The sequence below is a fragment of the Mesorhizobium maamorense genome (assembly GCF_044998965.1).
Classification (GTDB): domain Bacteria; phylum Pseudomonadota; class Alphaproteobacteria; order Rhizobiales; family Rhizobiaceae; genus Mesorhizobium.
The window spans coordinates 3485618-3501016 of sequence record NZ_CP173356.1 but is presented as its reverse complement, the minus strand read 5'-3'; the positions used below and the strand labels follow the sequence as shown (position 1 = coordinate 3501016).

Annotated in this window: 13 protein-coding genes and 1 pseudogene; 10 read left to right on the top strand and 4 right to left on the bottom strand. The window is 61.8% G+C overall.

Annotation, left to right across the window (positions count from 1 at the left end; translation table 11 throughout):
- Positions 1 to 30 precede the first annotated feature (30 nt).
- The gene (locus tag ACIU1A_RS17725; RefSeq protein WP_404924811.1) at positions 31 to 1401 is read right to left on the bottom strand and encodes an amidohydrolase family protein; all 1371 of its coding nucleotides are present in this window, start codon (positions 1399 to 1401) and stop codon (positions 31 to 33) included.
- Positions 1402 to 1559: 158 nt separating this feature from the next.
- Here ACIU1A_RS17725 and ACIU1A_RS17720 point away from each other — a divergent pair, with 158 nt between their 5' ends.
- From ACIU1A_RS17720 to ACIU1A_RS17685, 8 genes are all read left to right on the top strand, one after another.
- Positions 1560 to 3131 carry an ABC transporter substrate-binding protein gene (locus ACIU1A_RS17720; protein ID WP_140500710.1) on the top strand — a complete coding sequence of 524 codons (1572 nt, stop codon included), beginning with the start codon at positions 1560 to 1562 and terminating at the stop codon, positions 3129 to 3131.
- Between the two features lie 160 nt (positions 3132 to 3291).
- Positions 3292 to 4257: an ABC transporter permease gene (locus tag ACIU1A_RS17715; protein WP_140500709.1), complete on the top strand. Its 966-nt coding sequence runs from the start codon at positions 3292 to 3294 to the stop codon at positions 4255 to 4257.
- A complete protein-coding gene (locus ACIU1A_RS17710; protein ID WP_140518197.1) occupies positions 4257 to 5156 on the top strand; it encodes an ABC transporter permease in 900 nt (299 codons plus the stop codon). The genes ACIU1A_RS17715 and ACIU1A_RS17710 overlap by 1 nt, the downstream gene beginning before the upstream one ends.
- Positions 5156 to 6880, top strand: coding sequence for a dipeptide ABC transporter ATP-binding protein (locus ACIU1A_RS17705; RefSeq protein WP_404924810.1), 1725 nt, complete (start codon positions 5156 to 5158; stop codon positions 6878 to 6880). Before ACIU1A_RS17710 ends, ACIU1A_RS17705 begins: the two co-directional genes overlap by 1 nt.
- Positions 6880 to 8322, top strand: coding sequence for an amidohydrolase family protein (locus tag ACIU1A_RS17700; protein ID WP_404924809.1), 1443 nt, complete (start codon positions 6880 to 6882; stop codon positions 8320 to 8322). The genes ACIU1A_RS17705 and ACIU1A_RS17700 overlap by 1 nt, the downstream gene beginning before the upstream one ends.
- A gap of 85 nt (positions 8323 to 8407) precedes the next feature.
- Entirely contained in the window at positions 8408 to 9166 is a 759-nt protein-coding gene (locus ACIU1A_RS17695; protein WP_404924808.1) for an aspartate/glutamate racemase family protein, read from the top strand.
- Between the two features lie 5 nt (positions 9167 to 9171).
- Positions 9172 to 9834, top strand: coding sequence for an ankyrin repeat domain-containing protein (locus ACIU1A_RS17690; protein ID WP_404924807.1), 663 nt, complete (start codon positions 9172 to 9174; stop codon positions 9832 to 9834).
- On the top strand, positions 9831 to 11066 hold the full coding sequence (locus ACIU1A_RS17685; RefSeq protein WP_404924806.1) for a cyanate transporter: 1236 nt from the start codon (positions 9831 to 9833) through the stop codon (positions 11064 to 11066). Before ACIU1A_RS17690 ends, ACIU1A_RS17685 begins: the two co-directional genes overlap by 4 nt.
- 309 nt (positions 11067 to 11375) lie before the next feature.
- Here ACIU1A_RS17685 and ACIU1A_RS17680 read toward each other — a convergent pair whose 3' ends face one another.
- The 3 genes from ACIU1A_RS17680 to ACIU1A_RS17670 all read right to left on the bottom strand — a co-directional run bounded on the left by ACIU1A_RS17680 (position 11376) and on the right by ACIU1A_RS17670 (position 12557).
- The gene (locus ACIU1A_RS17680) at positions 11376 to 11519 is read right to left on the bottom strand and encodes a hypothetical protein (protein ID WP_181165452.1); all 144 of its coding nucleotides are present in this window, start codon (positions 11517 to 11519) and stop codon (positions 11376 to 11378) included.
- Positions 11520 to 11569: 50 nt separating this feature from the next.
- Positions 11570 to 12031 (bottom strand): RrF2 family transcriptional regulator, encoded by a 462-nt coding sequence (locus ACIU1A_RS17675; RefSeq protein WP_404924805.1) that lies wholly within the window; start codon positions 12029 to 12031, stop codon positions 11570 to 11572.
- Positions 12032 to 12092: 61 nt separating this feature from the next.
- The gene (locus ACIU1A_RS17670; RefSeq protein WP_140500702.1) at positions 12093 to 12557 is read right to left on the bottom strand and encodes a group III truncated hemoglobin; all 465 of its coding nucleotides are present in this window, start codon (positions 12555 to 12557) and stop codon (positions 12093 to 12095) included.
- Between the two features lie 326 nt (positions 12558 to 12883).
- On the opposite strand from ACIU1A_RS17670, the pseudogene ACIU1A_RS17665 reads away from it, so the two are divergent.
- Together ACIU1A_RS17665 and ACIU1A_RS17660 are read left to right on the top strand one after the other, a co-directional pair.
- Positions 12884 to 13092 (top strand): annotated as a pseudogene (locus ACIU1A_RS17665) (transaldolase family protein); the annotation flags it as partial.
- Positions 13093 to 13348: 256 nt separating this feature from the next.
- Complete coding sequence (locus ACIU1A_RS17660; RefSeq protein ID WP_404924804.1) at positions 13349 to 14884, top strand: FAD-dependent oxidoreductase; 1536 nt, start codon at positions 13349 to 13351, stop codon at positions 14882 to 14884.
- The last annotated feature ends 515 nt before the right edge of the window (positions 14885 to 15399 follow it).

The following is a 15399-nucleotide window of genomic DNA, read 5'->3' as shown; positions in this document are numbered from 1 at the left end:
GGTCTCCCTGTTTGCGCCCCGGAACTCGGCCTATGCCAGCTCGGCGCGTTTCATCATCAGATGGAAGGCTCCTTCGGCGCGATCCAGAATGGCGTCTTCATCGTGATCGACGAGGCGGCGTCCGCGCATGAGGACACGCCCGTCAACGATCGTCGTGTCAACATCCGCGCCGTTGGCGAAGCGTGCCAGCCGCTGCGCGGGGTGCGCCGGCGGCCACAGATGCGGCTGGCGCATGTTGACCAGGATGATGTCGGCGCGCTTGCCCGGTTCCAGCGAGCCGATTTCGTTCTCCATCGACAGGGCACGCGCGCCCTCGATGGTCGCCATCTCCAGCAATTGCATCGGCGGCAGGACCGCATCGTTCCTGAAGTGCCGGGCATGATAGCGGTGCGCCTGGAACATGTTGCGGAACATGTCGAAAGAGCGATCGGGCGCCGCCGCGTCGGTGCCGAGCGACACGGTGACACCCCTTTCCATCAGTTCCGTCGCCGGACAACGGCCCGAGACCGACATCAGAGCACTTGGATTATGCGCCACCTTGGCGTGGCTGCGTTTCAGCGCGGCGATGTCTGCCTCGGTCAGTTCGATGCAGTGCGCCAGCAGCGAATGCTCGTCGAACAGATCGAGCCGTTCCGCATTGGCGGCGATGGAACCGTCGCGATGGCCATCCTGGATGAACAGCACGTTTTTTGCGCGAGCAAGGTCGCGAGCATTGCGGGACAGATTGTATACCGTTTGTTCGTCAAGTTCGCGCCGAGTGAACACCGGGAGAGAGACCGCAATCCGCACCCGGCCATCGCGACCAGCCCAATCATCGATGATTTCCGCGCACACTGCCAACTGGGTTTCCGGCGAAATGGTGATTTCGACATACGGAACGTATGCGTGGTCCCGATAGACATGGGACGAGGTCGGCCGGTTCGGCCCGACGGCGAGTATCTCGCGCACTCCCATTTCGGCGATGGCGGCAAGATGTGCCCGTGCTGCCCCAGGCGCCTCGGTGCGCATGATGTCCGGCCCGCCGCCAAACAGCAGGGCAGCGGTGGTCGTTCCGCATTTTATGCGCTCAAGGGCCGACAATGTGGCCTCGGCTGCCCAGAATTCCGTATCCGACGCCTCTGCATAGATACGCCCCGCGATAGTCATCCAGGCTTCGGAATCGTCTCCCAGGCCTTTGGTCAGCATGTGACCCGCATGCGCGTGCGTGTCGACGAGACCCGGCATGACAACCATTCCCGAAGCATCGATGCGCGCCACCTTCTGATCTGTGGCGGGGGCCGCGCCGTCGCCGGCGGTGACGATCCGGCCATCCTCCACCAGGACATGACCCCTCGAGAAAATCCGGCGCCCCGCATCCATGGTGACGATGACACCGTTTTCTATCAGCAAGGCCTGGGTCATTCGGAATCCCTTTTCGGAACGGTCACTTGAGCGGTTTTGCACATAAGAAACGAAATCGAACATGCCTGCCTTGATATTGTGCACAATGTGTGTACGATATCAATGGGGATAAATGGTATCCAATAGGTCGGAACTTAGTATACAAGCGGGAGAAGAAAATGAGAAAATGCGTTAGGGTCCTGCTCGCCGGACTTGCGATGGTGATGTCGGTGACAGCGCCTTCGCTTGCACAGACACTGCGCTGGTCATCGGCCGGCGACGTCATTTCGTACGATCCGAATGCCCAGGTCGACAGTTTTACCCAGAGCGTCCAGAACATGGTGTTCGACGGGCTGGTGCGCCGCAACAAGGAAATGGCTATCGAGCCTGCGCTTGCGACCTCCTGGGAGATCGTCTCGCCGACGCGCTGGCGCTTCAAGCTGCGGCAGGGCGTCAAGTTCCACGAAGGTCAACCCTTCAATGCCGACGATGTCGTCGCCACCATCCAACGTCAGATCGATCCCGGCGCGCGCAACCGAGAAAACCTCTCCGCCGTAACCGGCGTCGAGAAGGTCGACGACTACACGGTTGACCTGATCCTGCGCGGACCCTATCCGCTGCTCCTGAACGATCTCGTCGCCATCTACATGATGAGCAAGCCATGGATGGAGGAGCACAATGCCCTCAAGCCCGGCAATGCCTCAACGGGGGTCGTCACCTACGCCAGCAATCATGCCAATGGCACCGGCGCGTTCAAGCTGGTCAGCTACGAGCCGGACTCGCGCTCGGTCTTCGCCGTCAACAAGGAATGGTGGGACAAGCCGCAGCACAATCTGACGGGGGTGGAATTCCGCCCGATCGCTTCGAACGCCACGCGCGTCGCGGCGCTGCTTTCGGGCGAACTTGACATGATCGCGCCGGTCCCGTTGCAGGACATCGACCGGGTCGCCAACACCGCCGGCCTGAAGGTTGTCGAGAACCCGTCGCTGCGCGAGATCTTTCTCGGCTTCAGCTTCCGGCCGGAGCTTCATGCAGCGCCCGGCAAGCCCAATCCGCTGCTGAACGTGAAAGTGCGCCAGGCGCTTTGGCACGCGGTCGACCTGAACACGATCCAGAAGCGTTTGATGCGCGGAAAGTCGCGCACCTCCGGCACACTGGTCGCGCCACAGGTCACCGGCTACGATCAGTCGATCGACGTAGCGCTGGACTATGATGTCGCGAAGGCGAAATCCATGCTGGCGGAAGCCGGCTATCCCGACGGCTTCAAGGTTGGACTGGCCTGTTCCAACGACCGCTACATCGCCGACGAACAGATCTGCCTGGCAATCGCGTCGATGTGGGCCAAGATCGGCGTCGAGGCCGACGTGCACGTCGAAAGCAAGACGACCTATTTCCCTCGAATGGATAAGGGCGATCTCGATATCTATATGCTCGGATGGGCCTCGCTACCGCCGATGGATGGCTACAGCGTGCTGCAAGCCTTGCTGGCGACCAATGACGGCAATTATGGCGGCAGCAACCCCAACGGGCTTTCCAACGCCAAGATCGACGAATTAGCCCGTTCGGCATCGACCGAACTCGACGAGGCCAAGCGGGTGGATATGCTGAAGGCGGCCTTCAAGATCACGCATGATGAGGCCCTCTATCTGCCGCTGCACCAGCAGCCGGTCGCCTGGGCGATGAGCGACAAGGTCGACATGCCGCAATTCCCCGACGAGTATGTGCGTCCCTGGTTCGCGCATATGAACTAGGAAAATGCGCCGGTAAGGCGTGCCCGCGCTTGCGAGGGAGCTTTCGCGGACACGCCTGACTCGGTTGGAGCGCCTGCTATCCGTGGTGGATCGCGAGCTGCTCCAGCGGTGGCGCAAGCCCCGCCTGTCTCGATCCGCGCTTCTTGAAAGGTTTTTCCTGATGATCCGGATTCTATCGGTGCGGCTGTTGCAGGCCATCCTCGTGATGGTTGCCGTAACCGCCATCGCCTTCATCATGTTCCGTTTCGTCGGCGATCCGGTCGCCACGATGGTGCGCGAAGGCGCGAGCCAGGCTGAGAAGGATGCCTTGCGCGTCGCTCTCGGACTCGACAGGCCACTTTTCGTACAGTTCCTCGAATTCGTCGGGCGCGCGCTTCATGGCGACCTCGGCACCAGCTTTCGCTACCAGGAGCCTGTCGTCAGCCTGCTGTTGACCAGGCTTCCCGCAACGCTGGAACTGGTCGTGGTCGCGACCCTCCTGTCGCTGTTCATCGGCATCCCGACGGGGGTTCTCTGCGCCCTGAAGCCGAACGGCTTTCTGTCGCGGCTGATCCAGTCGCTGACCCTCGTCGGGATATCCATGCCGACATTCGTCACCGGCCTGCTGCTCATCCTGATCTTCGCCGTCAGTCTGCGCTGGCTGCCGTCCTCGGGGCGTGGCGAGCTTGTCGATCTCGGCTTCTGGAAGACAGGCTTCCTGACGGCCTCCGGCCTCAAATCGCTGATCCTGCCTTCGATCACACTGGCGCTGTTCCAGTTGACGCTGATCATGCGCCTCGTGCGCTCCGAGATGATCGACGTGCTCTCTTCGGACTATGTCCGCTTCGCCTTCGCGCGCGGTCTGCCCCGCCGCTACATCTACGGCCGTCTGGCGCTGCGCAATGCCTTGATGCCGGTCGTGACCGTCACCGGGCTGCAGATCGGACAACTCATCGCCTTCGCCATTGTCACCGAAACCGTCTTTCAGTGGCCGGGCATGGGGCTGCTTTTCACCAACGCCGTCGGCTATCCGGATATCCCCGTCCTCGCGGCCTATCTGCTGTTCGTCGGCTTCCTGTTCGTCGTGATCAACATGGTCGTCGACATGCTCTACGCATTGATCGATCCGCGGCTGAGGACAAAATGATGGCAACGCAGGTATCTCTGTCGCGCAGGCTTCCTCCCATCTCGGTCATGATCGCTGGCTTGATCCTGGTGACCATGCTGGTGCTGGTGATCTTCGCTCCGTTGATTGCACCCATCGATCCGCGCGATGTCTCCTCATATTCGCTGATCGACATGGAAATCCCGCCCGTGTTCATGGACGGTGGCGATCCGCGCTTCCTGCTGGGCACCGACAATCAGGGACGCGATCTGGTCTCGGTCATCCTCTTCGGCCTGCGCATATCGATGCTGATCGGCGCCGGGGCGGTATTGTTGGCCGCTGCCATAGGCGTCACGCTGGGATCGATAGCCGGCTATTTCGGCGGTATCATCGACAGCATCGTGATGCGGATCGCCGATGTTCTGGTGAGCTTTCCGACGATCCTCGTCGCGCTTCTGATCAGCGGCATAGCCCGCGCGCAATTGAGCGCCGATACGGTCTCGAGCTGGGCCCCGGTCATCCTGATCTTCGCGATCGCCGTCAACGAATGGGTGCAATATGCCCGCACCGTGCGGGCCTCCAGCATGGTGGAAATCTCCCGCGACTATGTACGGGCCGCCAAGGTCATCGGTCTTCCGTCCCGCCGCATCATGATGCGGCACATCCTGCCCAACGTGATGAGCTCCGTCATGGTGATCGCCACCATCAATCTGGCGGGCGCGATCCTGACCGAGGCGACCCTCTCGTTCCTCGGCGCCGGCATGCCGGCCACCTATCCCTCGCTCGGCACGCTGATCCGCATCGGCAACGAGTTCCTGTTCTCTGGCCTGTGGTGGATCGCCGTTATGCCCGCCGTCGTGCTGGTCGTCCTGGTTCTGGCAGTCAACATAATCGGCGATTACCTGCGCGATCGCTTCAACCCCAAACTGATGGCGAACTGATGGAAAACACAACGCCACACGCACTCGATATCAGGAACCTGCGGGTCGAATATCCGCTTGCCAACGGCAGCATTCTCGCTGCCGTCGACAACATCGACCTGACGATCCGGCCCGGCGAGATACATGCACTGGTGGGAGAATCCGGTGCGGGAAAAACCACCGTCGGCAATGCGCTGATGGGCTTGTTGCAGGCTCCCGGCAGGATTGCTTCCGGCACCATCACCATAGCGGGCAAGCCGATCGACATCCGAACCGGTCGCACCAAGGGGATCATTCCAGGCCGTGACGTCGGCGCGATCTTTCAGGATCCCATGACAAGCCTGAACCCGCTTTTCACCGTGGAAAGCCAGTTGTGCGAAGGCATGCTGGCGCATCTGAAGATCGGGCGCCGCGAAGCCAGGGCCCGCGCGCTCGAATTGATGAGAGCCGTCGGCATTCCCGAGCCGGAACGCCGGCTGGGCAACTATCCGCATCAATTGTCGGGCGGCCAACGCCAGCGTGTCGTCATCGCCACCGCACTTGCCTGCGACCCAAGGCTGATCGTCGCCGACGAGCCGACGACGGCGCTCGACGTGTCGGTGCAAGCGCAAATCCTCAAGTTGATCCGCGAACTTGCCGATGATCGCCGCGTCGGCGTCCTGCTGGTTACCCACAATATGGGCGTGGTTGCGGAAATTGCCGACCGGGTCACGATCATGCAGAACGGTTGCGTGGTCGAGAGTGGATTGACACGCGATGTGCTGACGGCGCCCAAGGCGCCTTACGCGCGCACGCTGATCGCCGCCGTTCCGCCGATCGACATTCGCCTTGACCGTCTGCCGGTCCCAAGCGAGGAAACGAAGACGACACTGGAGGCGCGCGAAGCCGTGCGCTCCAAGAACACCGGCACCGCTGCGGGGAGCAACGGCGAAGCCGCGCTGACTGTACGCAATCTTTGCGTGGAATACGGCCAGCGCTCGTTCATCCCGGGCCGCAAGGCATCGGTCTTCAAGGCCGTGAAGGACGTCTCCTTCGAGGTGCGCCGCGGCGAAATCTTCGGGCTTGTCGGCGAGTCCGGTTGCGGCAAGACCACGGTCGCCAACACCATTGCCGGTCTCGTGACGCAGAGTTCGGGAACCATAGAGTTTCAGGGCACGGCATTGGCCGCCCGTCGCGACAAGACCGTGCGCCAGTCACTCCAGATGGTGTTCCAGGACCCGTATTCGGCCCTCAATCCAAGGCTGCGGATCAATTCGGCGATCGCGGAGCCAATCCTGTTCTACAAGCTTGCCTCCAGCGCGGCGGAAGCGCGGCTGGACGCCGAGACATTGCTCGAGGCGGTGGGCCTGCCGGCGCAGGCCGGCTCTCGGTTCGCCCATGCCTTTTCAGGCGGCCAGCGCCAGCGCATCGCGATTGCGAGGGCGCTCGGCCCCCGGCCATCGCTGCTGATCTGCGACGAGCCGACCTCGGCGCTCGACGTGTCGGTGCAGGCGCAAATTCTCAACTTGTTGAAGGACCTACGAGATCTTGCCGGGCTGTCGATGCTGTTCATCAGCCACGACCTCGCGGTGATACGGCAGATGTGCGACCGGGTCGCCGTGATGAAAGGCGGCGAGATCGTCGAATTCGCGGATACCGAAACATTGTTCTCCGCGCCCACTCACGAATACACGCGCGAACTCCTGCGCCTCGCGCCTTCGCTCGACCGCATCCTTTGCAGCGAAAAAAGAGAAGCGAGCCTGTGATGGCAGACATTCTGATCAGAAACGGCACCGTCATCGCTGTCGATCCCGATCGGCGGATCATTCCCGATGGCGCCGTAGCCATCGAGGGAGACCGCATCGTGGCCGTCGGCGCTTCGCAAGACGTGGCGCGGGACCATCCGGCGCGCGAGACGATCGACGCCCGCGGCATGGCCGTCATGCCAGGCTTCGTCGACAGCCACGCCCATGCCGGGCACGGGCTGATCAAGACGACGGGCGGCGGCCGCAGCGACCTCTGGTACAGGGCATGCCAAGGTGCCTATACGGTGGGTTCGACGCCGGAATTCTGGCATGCGGAGGCGCAGCTTGCCGCGCTGGAACGCCTGCGTTTCGGCGTGACGACCGGCGTGTCCTTGCTGGGAGGCGGCGATTCGGTCATGCGCACCGACGATCCGGCCTATGGCAACGCCCATATGGAAGGCGTGCTTGGCATCGGCACGCGCTCAGTGGTCGCCGTCGGCACCACGCGCCCGCCGCACCCCCTGACTTATGCACGTTGGAAGGGCGCCAGCCGTACCGATTATCCGGTGTCGTTCGACCAGCAGCTTGCCACCTCGCAAAAGCTGGCCGACCGCTGGCACGGCACCCACGAGGATCGTCTGCATCTCGCCCTGCTGACGCCGACCATGCATCAGGAACATCTCGACGGTCCCGGGGCAGGGGACGCCATCGCGCAATCGCGTAAGGTCAGGCAGATCGCCGAACAGCGCGGCCTGATCTTCACCCAGGATGGTCATACCAAGGGCAGCGTGAAGATCGCCAGGGAGATCGGCATTCTGGGGCCGCGCACACTGCTGTCGCATGCGACCGCCCTGACTGATGAGGAAATAGCGATCTGCGCCGAAACCGGCACGAGCATCGTGCACAATCCGAGCGCGGTGGCCGCCATTCTCGCGCGCTGCCCGGTCACGGAACTTCTCGATGCCGGCGTCGTGGTGGCCATCGGCTCCGATGCGACGGCGCCGGACCGCTCCGCGGACATGTTCCGTCACATGCAGCAATGCATGCACTATCATCGCACCCATTTCCACGATCCGAGTTTCCTTCCGCCGGGCAAGACGCTGGAGATGTGCACCATCGACGGCGCGCGTGTCCTGGGCCTCGACCATCAGGTCGGATCGCTGGAGCCGGGCAAGAAGGCCGATGTCATTCTGGTCGACTTGCGGCGCCCGCATCTCTACCCGGCCAACATGCCGGAATTCCGTGTCACCTATTTTGCCAACGGCAACGACGTCCACACCGTGCTGGTCGGCGGACGCGTGCTGTTGCGCGACCGCAAGCCGGTTCATGTCGATCAGGATGCCGTGCTCGATGCTGCGCAACGGGAGACGGAACTGATGATCGAGCGGCTGGGCCTGCGCGATCTGCTCAGGACCCCGGACCGGTTCTGGCGGCACAGCCGCGACACGGATCTGATCGAATAGGCTTCAATATCGAGACAGTCCCATCAGCGATGCGGAACGGCAGCGATGCACGTTCGGCCGGGCGGCGGCTTCAGGAATTTTTCGCATGGTACGCATCGGCATCATCAATCCCAATTCGACCGTGTCGATGACGGCATCCATCGCCGTCGCGGCGCGGCGAACCGCGCAGGCGGGCACCGAAATCATCGCCATGCAGAACGACAGCGGCCCGGCTTCCATCGAAGGCGCGATCGATGGCGCGAAGGCGGTCCCGGGTCTTCTCGACCGTATCGAAGGGGCCGAGCGCAGTGACGCCGTGGACGCCTATATCATCGCCTGCTTCGACGATACCGGACTCGACGCCGCGCGGATGCTGACGCGCAAGCCGGTCATCGGCATAGGCGAGGCTGCCGCCCGTGTCGCCAGCATCGTGGCGAGGCGCTTCACGGTGATTACCACCTTGCCGGTTTCCGTTCCCATTCTCGAGGACAATCTGGTTCGCTACGGCCTTTCGCCATTCGCCACCGTGCGGGCGAGCGGCATTCCCGTCCTGGCGCTGGAAGCGAATGGCGAGGCAGCCTTGTCGATCATCAGCGAAGAAATCCAGGAGGCGCTGCGGGTCGATCGTGCCGACGCTATCGTGCTTGGCTGCGCCGGCATGGCCGACATGGCGAGGCGACTGGCGAGCCTTCACCGTGTCCCGGTCGTCGAAGGGGTGTCGGCGGCTGTCAGGCTCGCGGAATTGCTCGTCGGCCTGGAACTCCGTCCCAGGCAGGATGCTTTCGCCACTTCTCGGCGGAGCATGACGGCTTCGTTCGCCGCCGCAACCCGTTCGGCTTCCACGCACAGCGTGTCGGGGGGCTGATGCCGATGGTCAAGCGCAGACTTTTGCTGGGCGTCATCGTCGCCTGCATTCCATTGATAGCGTTGGGGCAGAACATGAATGAGACAAGGCTTCACTCGGCTGCGGCAAATGACGATGTCTCCATGATCAAGATGCTTGTTTCCGAGGGAGCCCGGATCGACGCGCGCGACGAGAACGGCCGCACGGCTCTTCTCGTCGCGACCCACGGCAACAAGGTCAGCGCTGCCAGGACTCTCATCGAGGCTGGCGCGGACGTCAACGCCAAGGACGATATGCAGGATAGTCCATATCTCTACGCCGGCGCGCGCGGGCATCTCGATATCCTGAAGATGACGCTTGCGCACGGCGCCGACCTGAAGAGCACCAATCGCTATGGCGGTACCGCGCTCATTCCCGCTGCCGAACGCGGACATGTCGAGACCGTCGGCGCGCTGATCGATGCCGGTATTGATGTCGATCACGTCAACAAGCTCGGCTGGACCGCGTTGCTGGAGGCCATCATCCTCGGCGATGGCGGGCAGCGTCATGTCGAGATCGTGAGGCGGCTGATCGAGGCCGGCGCCAACGTCAATCTCGCCGACAAGGACGGGGCGACACCGCTGCGGCACGCGCGCAGGAACGGCTATGCGCAGATGATAACCCTGCTGGTGCAAGCGGGCGCCAGATGAACAGCGCGAAAATGTCGATGACCGCGCAGCCTGCAACCGACAGGCAATGGACCCTGCTTGCCCTCGTCGTGCTAATCGGGATCAACCTGCGTCCCTTTCTGACGGCGCCGGGACCGATATTGGCCGATATCGTGGCCGACACCGGGATGGGCTATGGCAGCCTGGCCATGCTGACGCTGTTGCCGATGCTGCTGATGGGCCTCGGTGCGTTCGTTGCACCGGGCATCCAGGCGGCCGTCGGAACGCGCCGGGGCCTGCTCGCGGCGCTAACGGTGCTGACAGCGGGCTCGCTGCTCAGGCTTGTCGTGCCCGGCGGCCTGTCGTTGATCCTGACGGCGGCACTTTGCGGGGCGGGGGTGGCCTTCATCCAGGCCGCGTTTCCGGGGATCATCAAGGCAAAGTTCCCGACCAGCACACCCGCCGTGACCGGCCTCTATTCCTGCATGATCATGGGCGGTGGGGCGCTTGGCGCACGTCTGGCGCCCCTGCTCGTCAACAACGGATACGACTGGCGGGCAGCCCTTGCCTGGCTCGCGGCTCCCGCCGCCATCGCACTGTGCGCCGCATTCCGCGTTCTGTCCGACGCCAAGGCTTCAAGACCCGATCGCGCCTTGACCGGTTTTCTGCTTCGCCGTCCACGGACCTGGGTGCTGATGGCGGCCTTCGGCCTGGTCAACTCCGGTTATTCATCTATGGTCGCCTGGCTTGCGCCCTACTACCAGGCGCAAGGATGGAGCAGTGCCGCCAGCGGCAATCTTGTGGCCGTGATGGCCATTTGCCAGGCGGCTTCGGCCCTGGTGCTGCCTGTCCTGGCGCGCCGGGGCATCGACCGCCGTCCCTGGCTCTGGCTGACCCTGCTGTTGCAGGCTGCGGGATTTGCCGGACTTGCGGTTTTTCCCGCATTGTCGCCCGTTCTGTGGGTGGGGATATGCGGGGCCGGTCTTGGCGGAAGCTTCTCGCTTGCAATCGTCACGGCGCTCGATCATCTGCCGCGACCGGAGCAGGCGGGCGCGCTGGCTGCGCTGATGCAGGGCGGCGGTTTTCTGATCGCCGCGCTTGGTCCATTCGCCACCGCGCTCCTGCATGGCTGGAGCGGGAGCTTCGGCAGCGGATGGATCATGCATCTCGGCTGCGTGACCGTCACAGCGTTTCTCTATCTGCGCTTCAACCCAAAACGGTACGCCGGCGTCATGAGGGGCTCGGAACAAGAGCAGTGCGAAATGGTGGTTTAATGAAGTGGAAAGCAAGTTCTGAACTCAATGACGACGTACGTCTTCGCGGGATGAGCAGCCGGCGCTTGCGCCGCATCTCGGCCGTGGAGATCGGCTCTGCCGGACCACCCGAGGCCGGGCTGGCGCAGACGACGATATACCTCCTGCAGCTCACCGTCGCCGGCTATGCGCTGTCCAAGCGCCCGCCGGTCGCGCGCTCTGTACTTCCCCTTCCTCGGCCGACAGTTCTCCATCCGCCAAATCGCAATTGGGGTTGCAGGCGCCCAGACAACAGCCGGGCCGATAAAGTCACACGCCATCGTTGCGAAACTACACAAACATCATCACGATGATCGCTCCGATAACTATCAGGACAAGCCCACCGATAAGCATCGGCAGCAGAGTGTTGTCCGGGTCGATATCAGAATCAATGTCCTTTGTGACCTGTTGATCATTCTTCTTTGGTTCAGCCATGGCCCATCTCACATCCGAGCAAAAACAGCGCGCGTCGAAGCTGCGCAACATTATACGGTCTTGCGTGTCGCCCCGGTGCGAACGGGTGGTATCTGACCGCCGAGGAAGTCTTCGGGCATCAGTGTGATGTCGGCGAGCGTGTAGCGGTCAAGGACGTTCAGGAAGGAGGCTGTCGCTTCGTCAAACATGCCTGAAAGCTTGCAGGAGGCGGTTAGCACACATCGGTTTCCGGTCGCGAAACATTCGACCAGCGCGAAATCCGGCTCGGTTAACCGCACGACATCGCCAATCCGGATCATCTCAGGCCGGCGCCCGAGAATGAGACCACCGGAACGGCCGCGGATTGCCTTCATATAGCCGCTACGGGTCAGGGTGTTGGCGACCTTGTTCAGATGCGTCTTCGACACGTTGAAGGTGCGGGCAACCTCCTCGATCGTTATAAGCCGGCTACCGGCGGCGGCAGTGTACATCAGCATCCGCAATGCATAATCCGAAAAGCTGGTCAGCCGCATGAATCACGGCTTCCTGTCGATCGCTGTGCATTGTAGGAACCACTCACAAACCGGTCGTGCATCACAAGTCTCTCTCGACGATAGGTTCGATGCCGATCGTGGTCTCGCCGCGGTTGAAGGCGATCGCGAGACGGAAACTGTGAGCAATTCGCAGCGCGCGATCCATAAAAAGCGTCGCCACCTCGGCCGGGCAAATGCGACGCACCGTTGTCCGAAACAATATTAGCCAGCGACGGAAATGCGCCGCGCCGAGGCCGGCTATGACCAGGTGCGGCGGCAGTGGCCTGCCGTCGTATCGGGATGTCCGAAGTAGAGTAGCGGACCAGAAGTCACACATCTTCGCCAGATGCTGCGGCCATTTATCTGGCTCGATCCGATCGTGGAAAATGGGACCGAGAAGGTCATCACGGCGAATTTCGTCATAAAACCCGTGGACTACACCGCGGATCATTGCCTCGTCGAGTATGTTGGGCAATGGCACGCCGTCGACCACGATTGTTCTCTTGCTTCGACCGTTCGCGGTCATTCCGAAGCTCCTGTTTTCTCCGACGCAAGCTGGCTGAAGCCTTGGTTCGCCCTTCGATGTGATCCTCTATATAAGATATATTATCAATCTATCTTATTGCGTGGCAAGACGCCGTGATGCCGCACCAGAAATGGGTCTGTCCGACCAAGCGGCGAATGACGAGCCCTTAATCCTAGGCATTTCCGAACTGCCTGGACATCACCCCAGGCCCGAGGCCGGAAGTATCTAAATTGGCGGGGAATTCCCGATGTGGCTCAGTTTCGAGAGTCGCCAACGCCTCATCAGATGACCGTGCCAGCCGGAGTCGCTCCCGAACCTGAAGTGCGATCTACGACAACGGCAAATCCTTCACGACGGAAATCCTGGCGTCCTCAATCGCACTCCACTCCATGTCAAACAGGCGGCGATCGCAGGCGCGGATGTCGCGACCGTACCACCAGCGATACTCAGAAACCTCGCCAGACATCCACTCACCGACAAGGGCCTCAAGTCGTTTCTTGCCGACTGGGGAAAGACTGGGCAGGCGATCTTGTAGTTGTGCGCAGTGGAATCGCGGACGGAAAGCCATCATGAAAACTGCACTCAACTATCGATTAAATTCGTTTGCATGATGTCCGCGAGAGCGGGAGACTGCGGTCTGAGCCACTCAGCCCAGTACATGACGCAGTCGGAATGTCGGCGCGGATAATGCTGAGAATCTGAAGGCGCACTAGCCAGGCAGAAGGTACCCCGAAGCAGTGTGCCGCTTCGCCGCACGAGCGGTTTTGACACGGATCGCCAAGGACGAGAATATGGCTGAAGCTGATACCAAATCAAACGGACCGGATCTGGTCCAGGGGATCGCGCTGTCCGACCTTCCCGATGGCGGAAAGCTTGTCGGCCATTGTGGCGATGAGCAGGTGTTGCTGGTGCGCCGCAGGGCCGAGATCTTCGCCATCGGCGCGACATGCACACATTACGGCGGACCGCTCGGTGATGGTCTTGTGGTGGCGGATACCATTCGGTGCCCGTGGCATCATGCTTGCTTCGATATGCGCACAGGCGAAGCCCTGCGAGCGCCTGCCTTCAATCCACTCGCTTGTTGGTCGGTGGAACAGCGCGATGGGCGGATATTCGTGGGCGAGAAACTCAAACGGACCGCGCCGAAGCCGCTCGGCGGAAGTGCTGGCCGGGCCCCCGAGAAAATGGTCATTGTCGGCGGCGGCGCCGCGGGTTTCGCGGCGGCCGACATGCTGCGGCGCCAGCAGCACCAGGGCAGCATCGTCATGATCAGCGACGATCATGCGCCGCCCGTCGACCGGCCGAATCTCTCCAAGGACTACCTCGCAGGGAAGGCCCCGGAGGATTGGATCCCGCTCCGCGGCGAGAAATTCTATTCAAAAAACAATATCGACCTGCGTCTTAATATGAAGGTCGTCGATATCGACCTGCGTTCTCGCGAGGTCATTCTGGCTGATGGAACCAGGATTCCTTACGATAGACTGCTACTTGCAACGGGGGCCGAACCGGTGCGCCTCTCCATCCCCGGCGCGGATCAGCCACACGTTTACACGCTGCGCTCGTTTGCAGATTGCAAGGCGATCATCGAGCGAGCCACGACTGCTCGCCGCGCCATCGTGCTAGGTGCCAGTTTCATTGGCTTGGAAGTTGCCGCAGCGCTGCGCGCTCGTGATATCGAAGTTAATGTCGTGGCCCCGGATAAGCGGCCCATGGAACGGGTCCTCGGTCCGCAAATGGGTGACTTCATCCGCGCACTCCATGAGGAGAAGGGCGTCGTCTTCCATCTTGAGAACACGCCGACCAGCATCGACGGCAGGAAGGTGAAACTTAGCAGCGGCGGTACGTTGGCGGCGGATTTCGTCGTCGCCGGCGTCGGCGTGCGGCCGCGAACCGGGCTTGCCGAAAAGGCGGGGCTCGTCCTTGACCGCGGCGTCGCCGTAAATGCCTTTCTGGAGACGAGCGCACCGGACATATTCGCGGCCGGCGACATTGCGCGGTGGCCAGATTCTCACACTGGCGAGAACATTCGGGTCGAGCATTGGGTGGTTGCAGAGAGGCAGGGGCAAACCGCGGCCCTGAACATGCTCGGGCATCGCGAGAAATTCGCGGCCGTGCCGTTCTTCTGGAGCCAGCACTACGACGTTCCTATCAACTATGTCGGCCATGCCGGGCAATGGGACGAGATTGCTGTCGATGGAGACATCGGTGCCAGGGACTGCCTGCTGCGCTTCAAGCGCGAAGGGCGCACGCTGGCTGTCGCTTCGATCTTCCGTGACATCGAAAGTCTAGGGGCGGAGATGGAAATGGAGCGCCAAATGGCAAGGTAGCAAGCGCTCTTGGGCACCGCGATCCGTAGAGAGCGCAACCCGTATGGCGCAGCGGTGCGTCGCTGTGACTGAAAGGAGTTCGACTTATGTCCACAATGCAACAGGAACCGAGCACCACCAACGGATTGGACGCCGTTCATTCAAAGATCGTCAAGTTCACTACCGGTGTGGCCAGGGAAGCGTCCGATGAGGCGCCGACCTCGGTCGAAATCTTTTCGGACAGGGGCCGCTGGTACTGCAGGGTCCGTCGCGGCGATGAAAAGACTCGGCCAATGGGTCCCTATTCCAAACAACAGGCTGAGCGGATCCAAGAGGCTCGGAGACTGTTGATTGCCAAAAGAGGCACCGCTCGGATCATGTTCGAGTAGGGAGGACATTCACGATCACGTCGGCCGGCGTACTTCTCACCACAACCATCGTTCATCATCGACTTTTTTGAAACTGTGCAGGTAGACCTCCGGCTTTGAGGGTTGTCGCGTTGTGAAGCCGCGTTGCGGCAGGGTGTCTGCTGACGT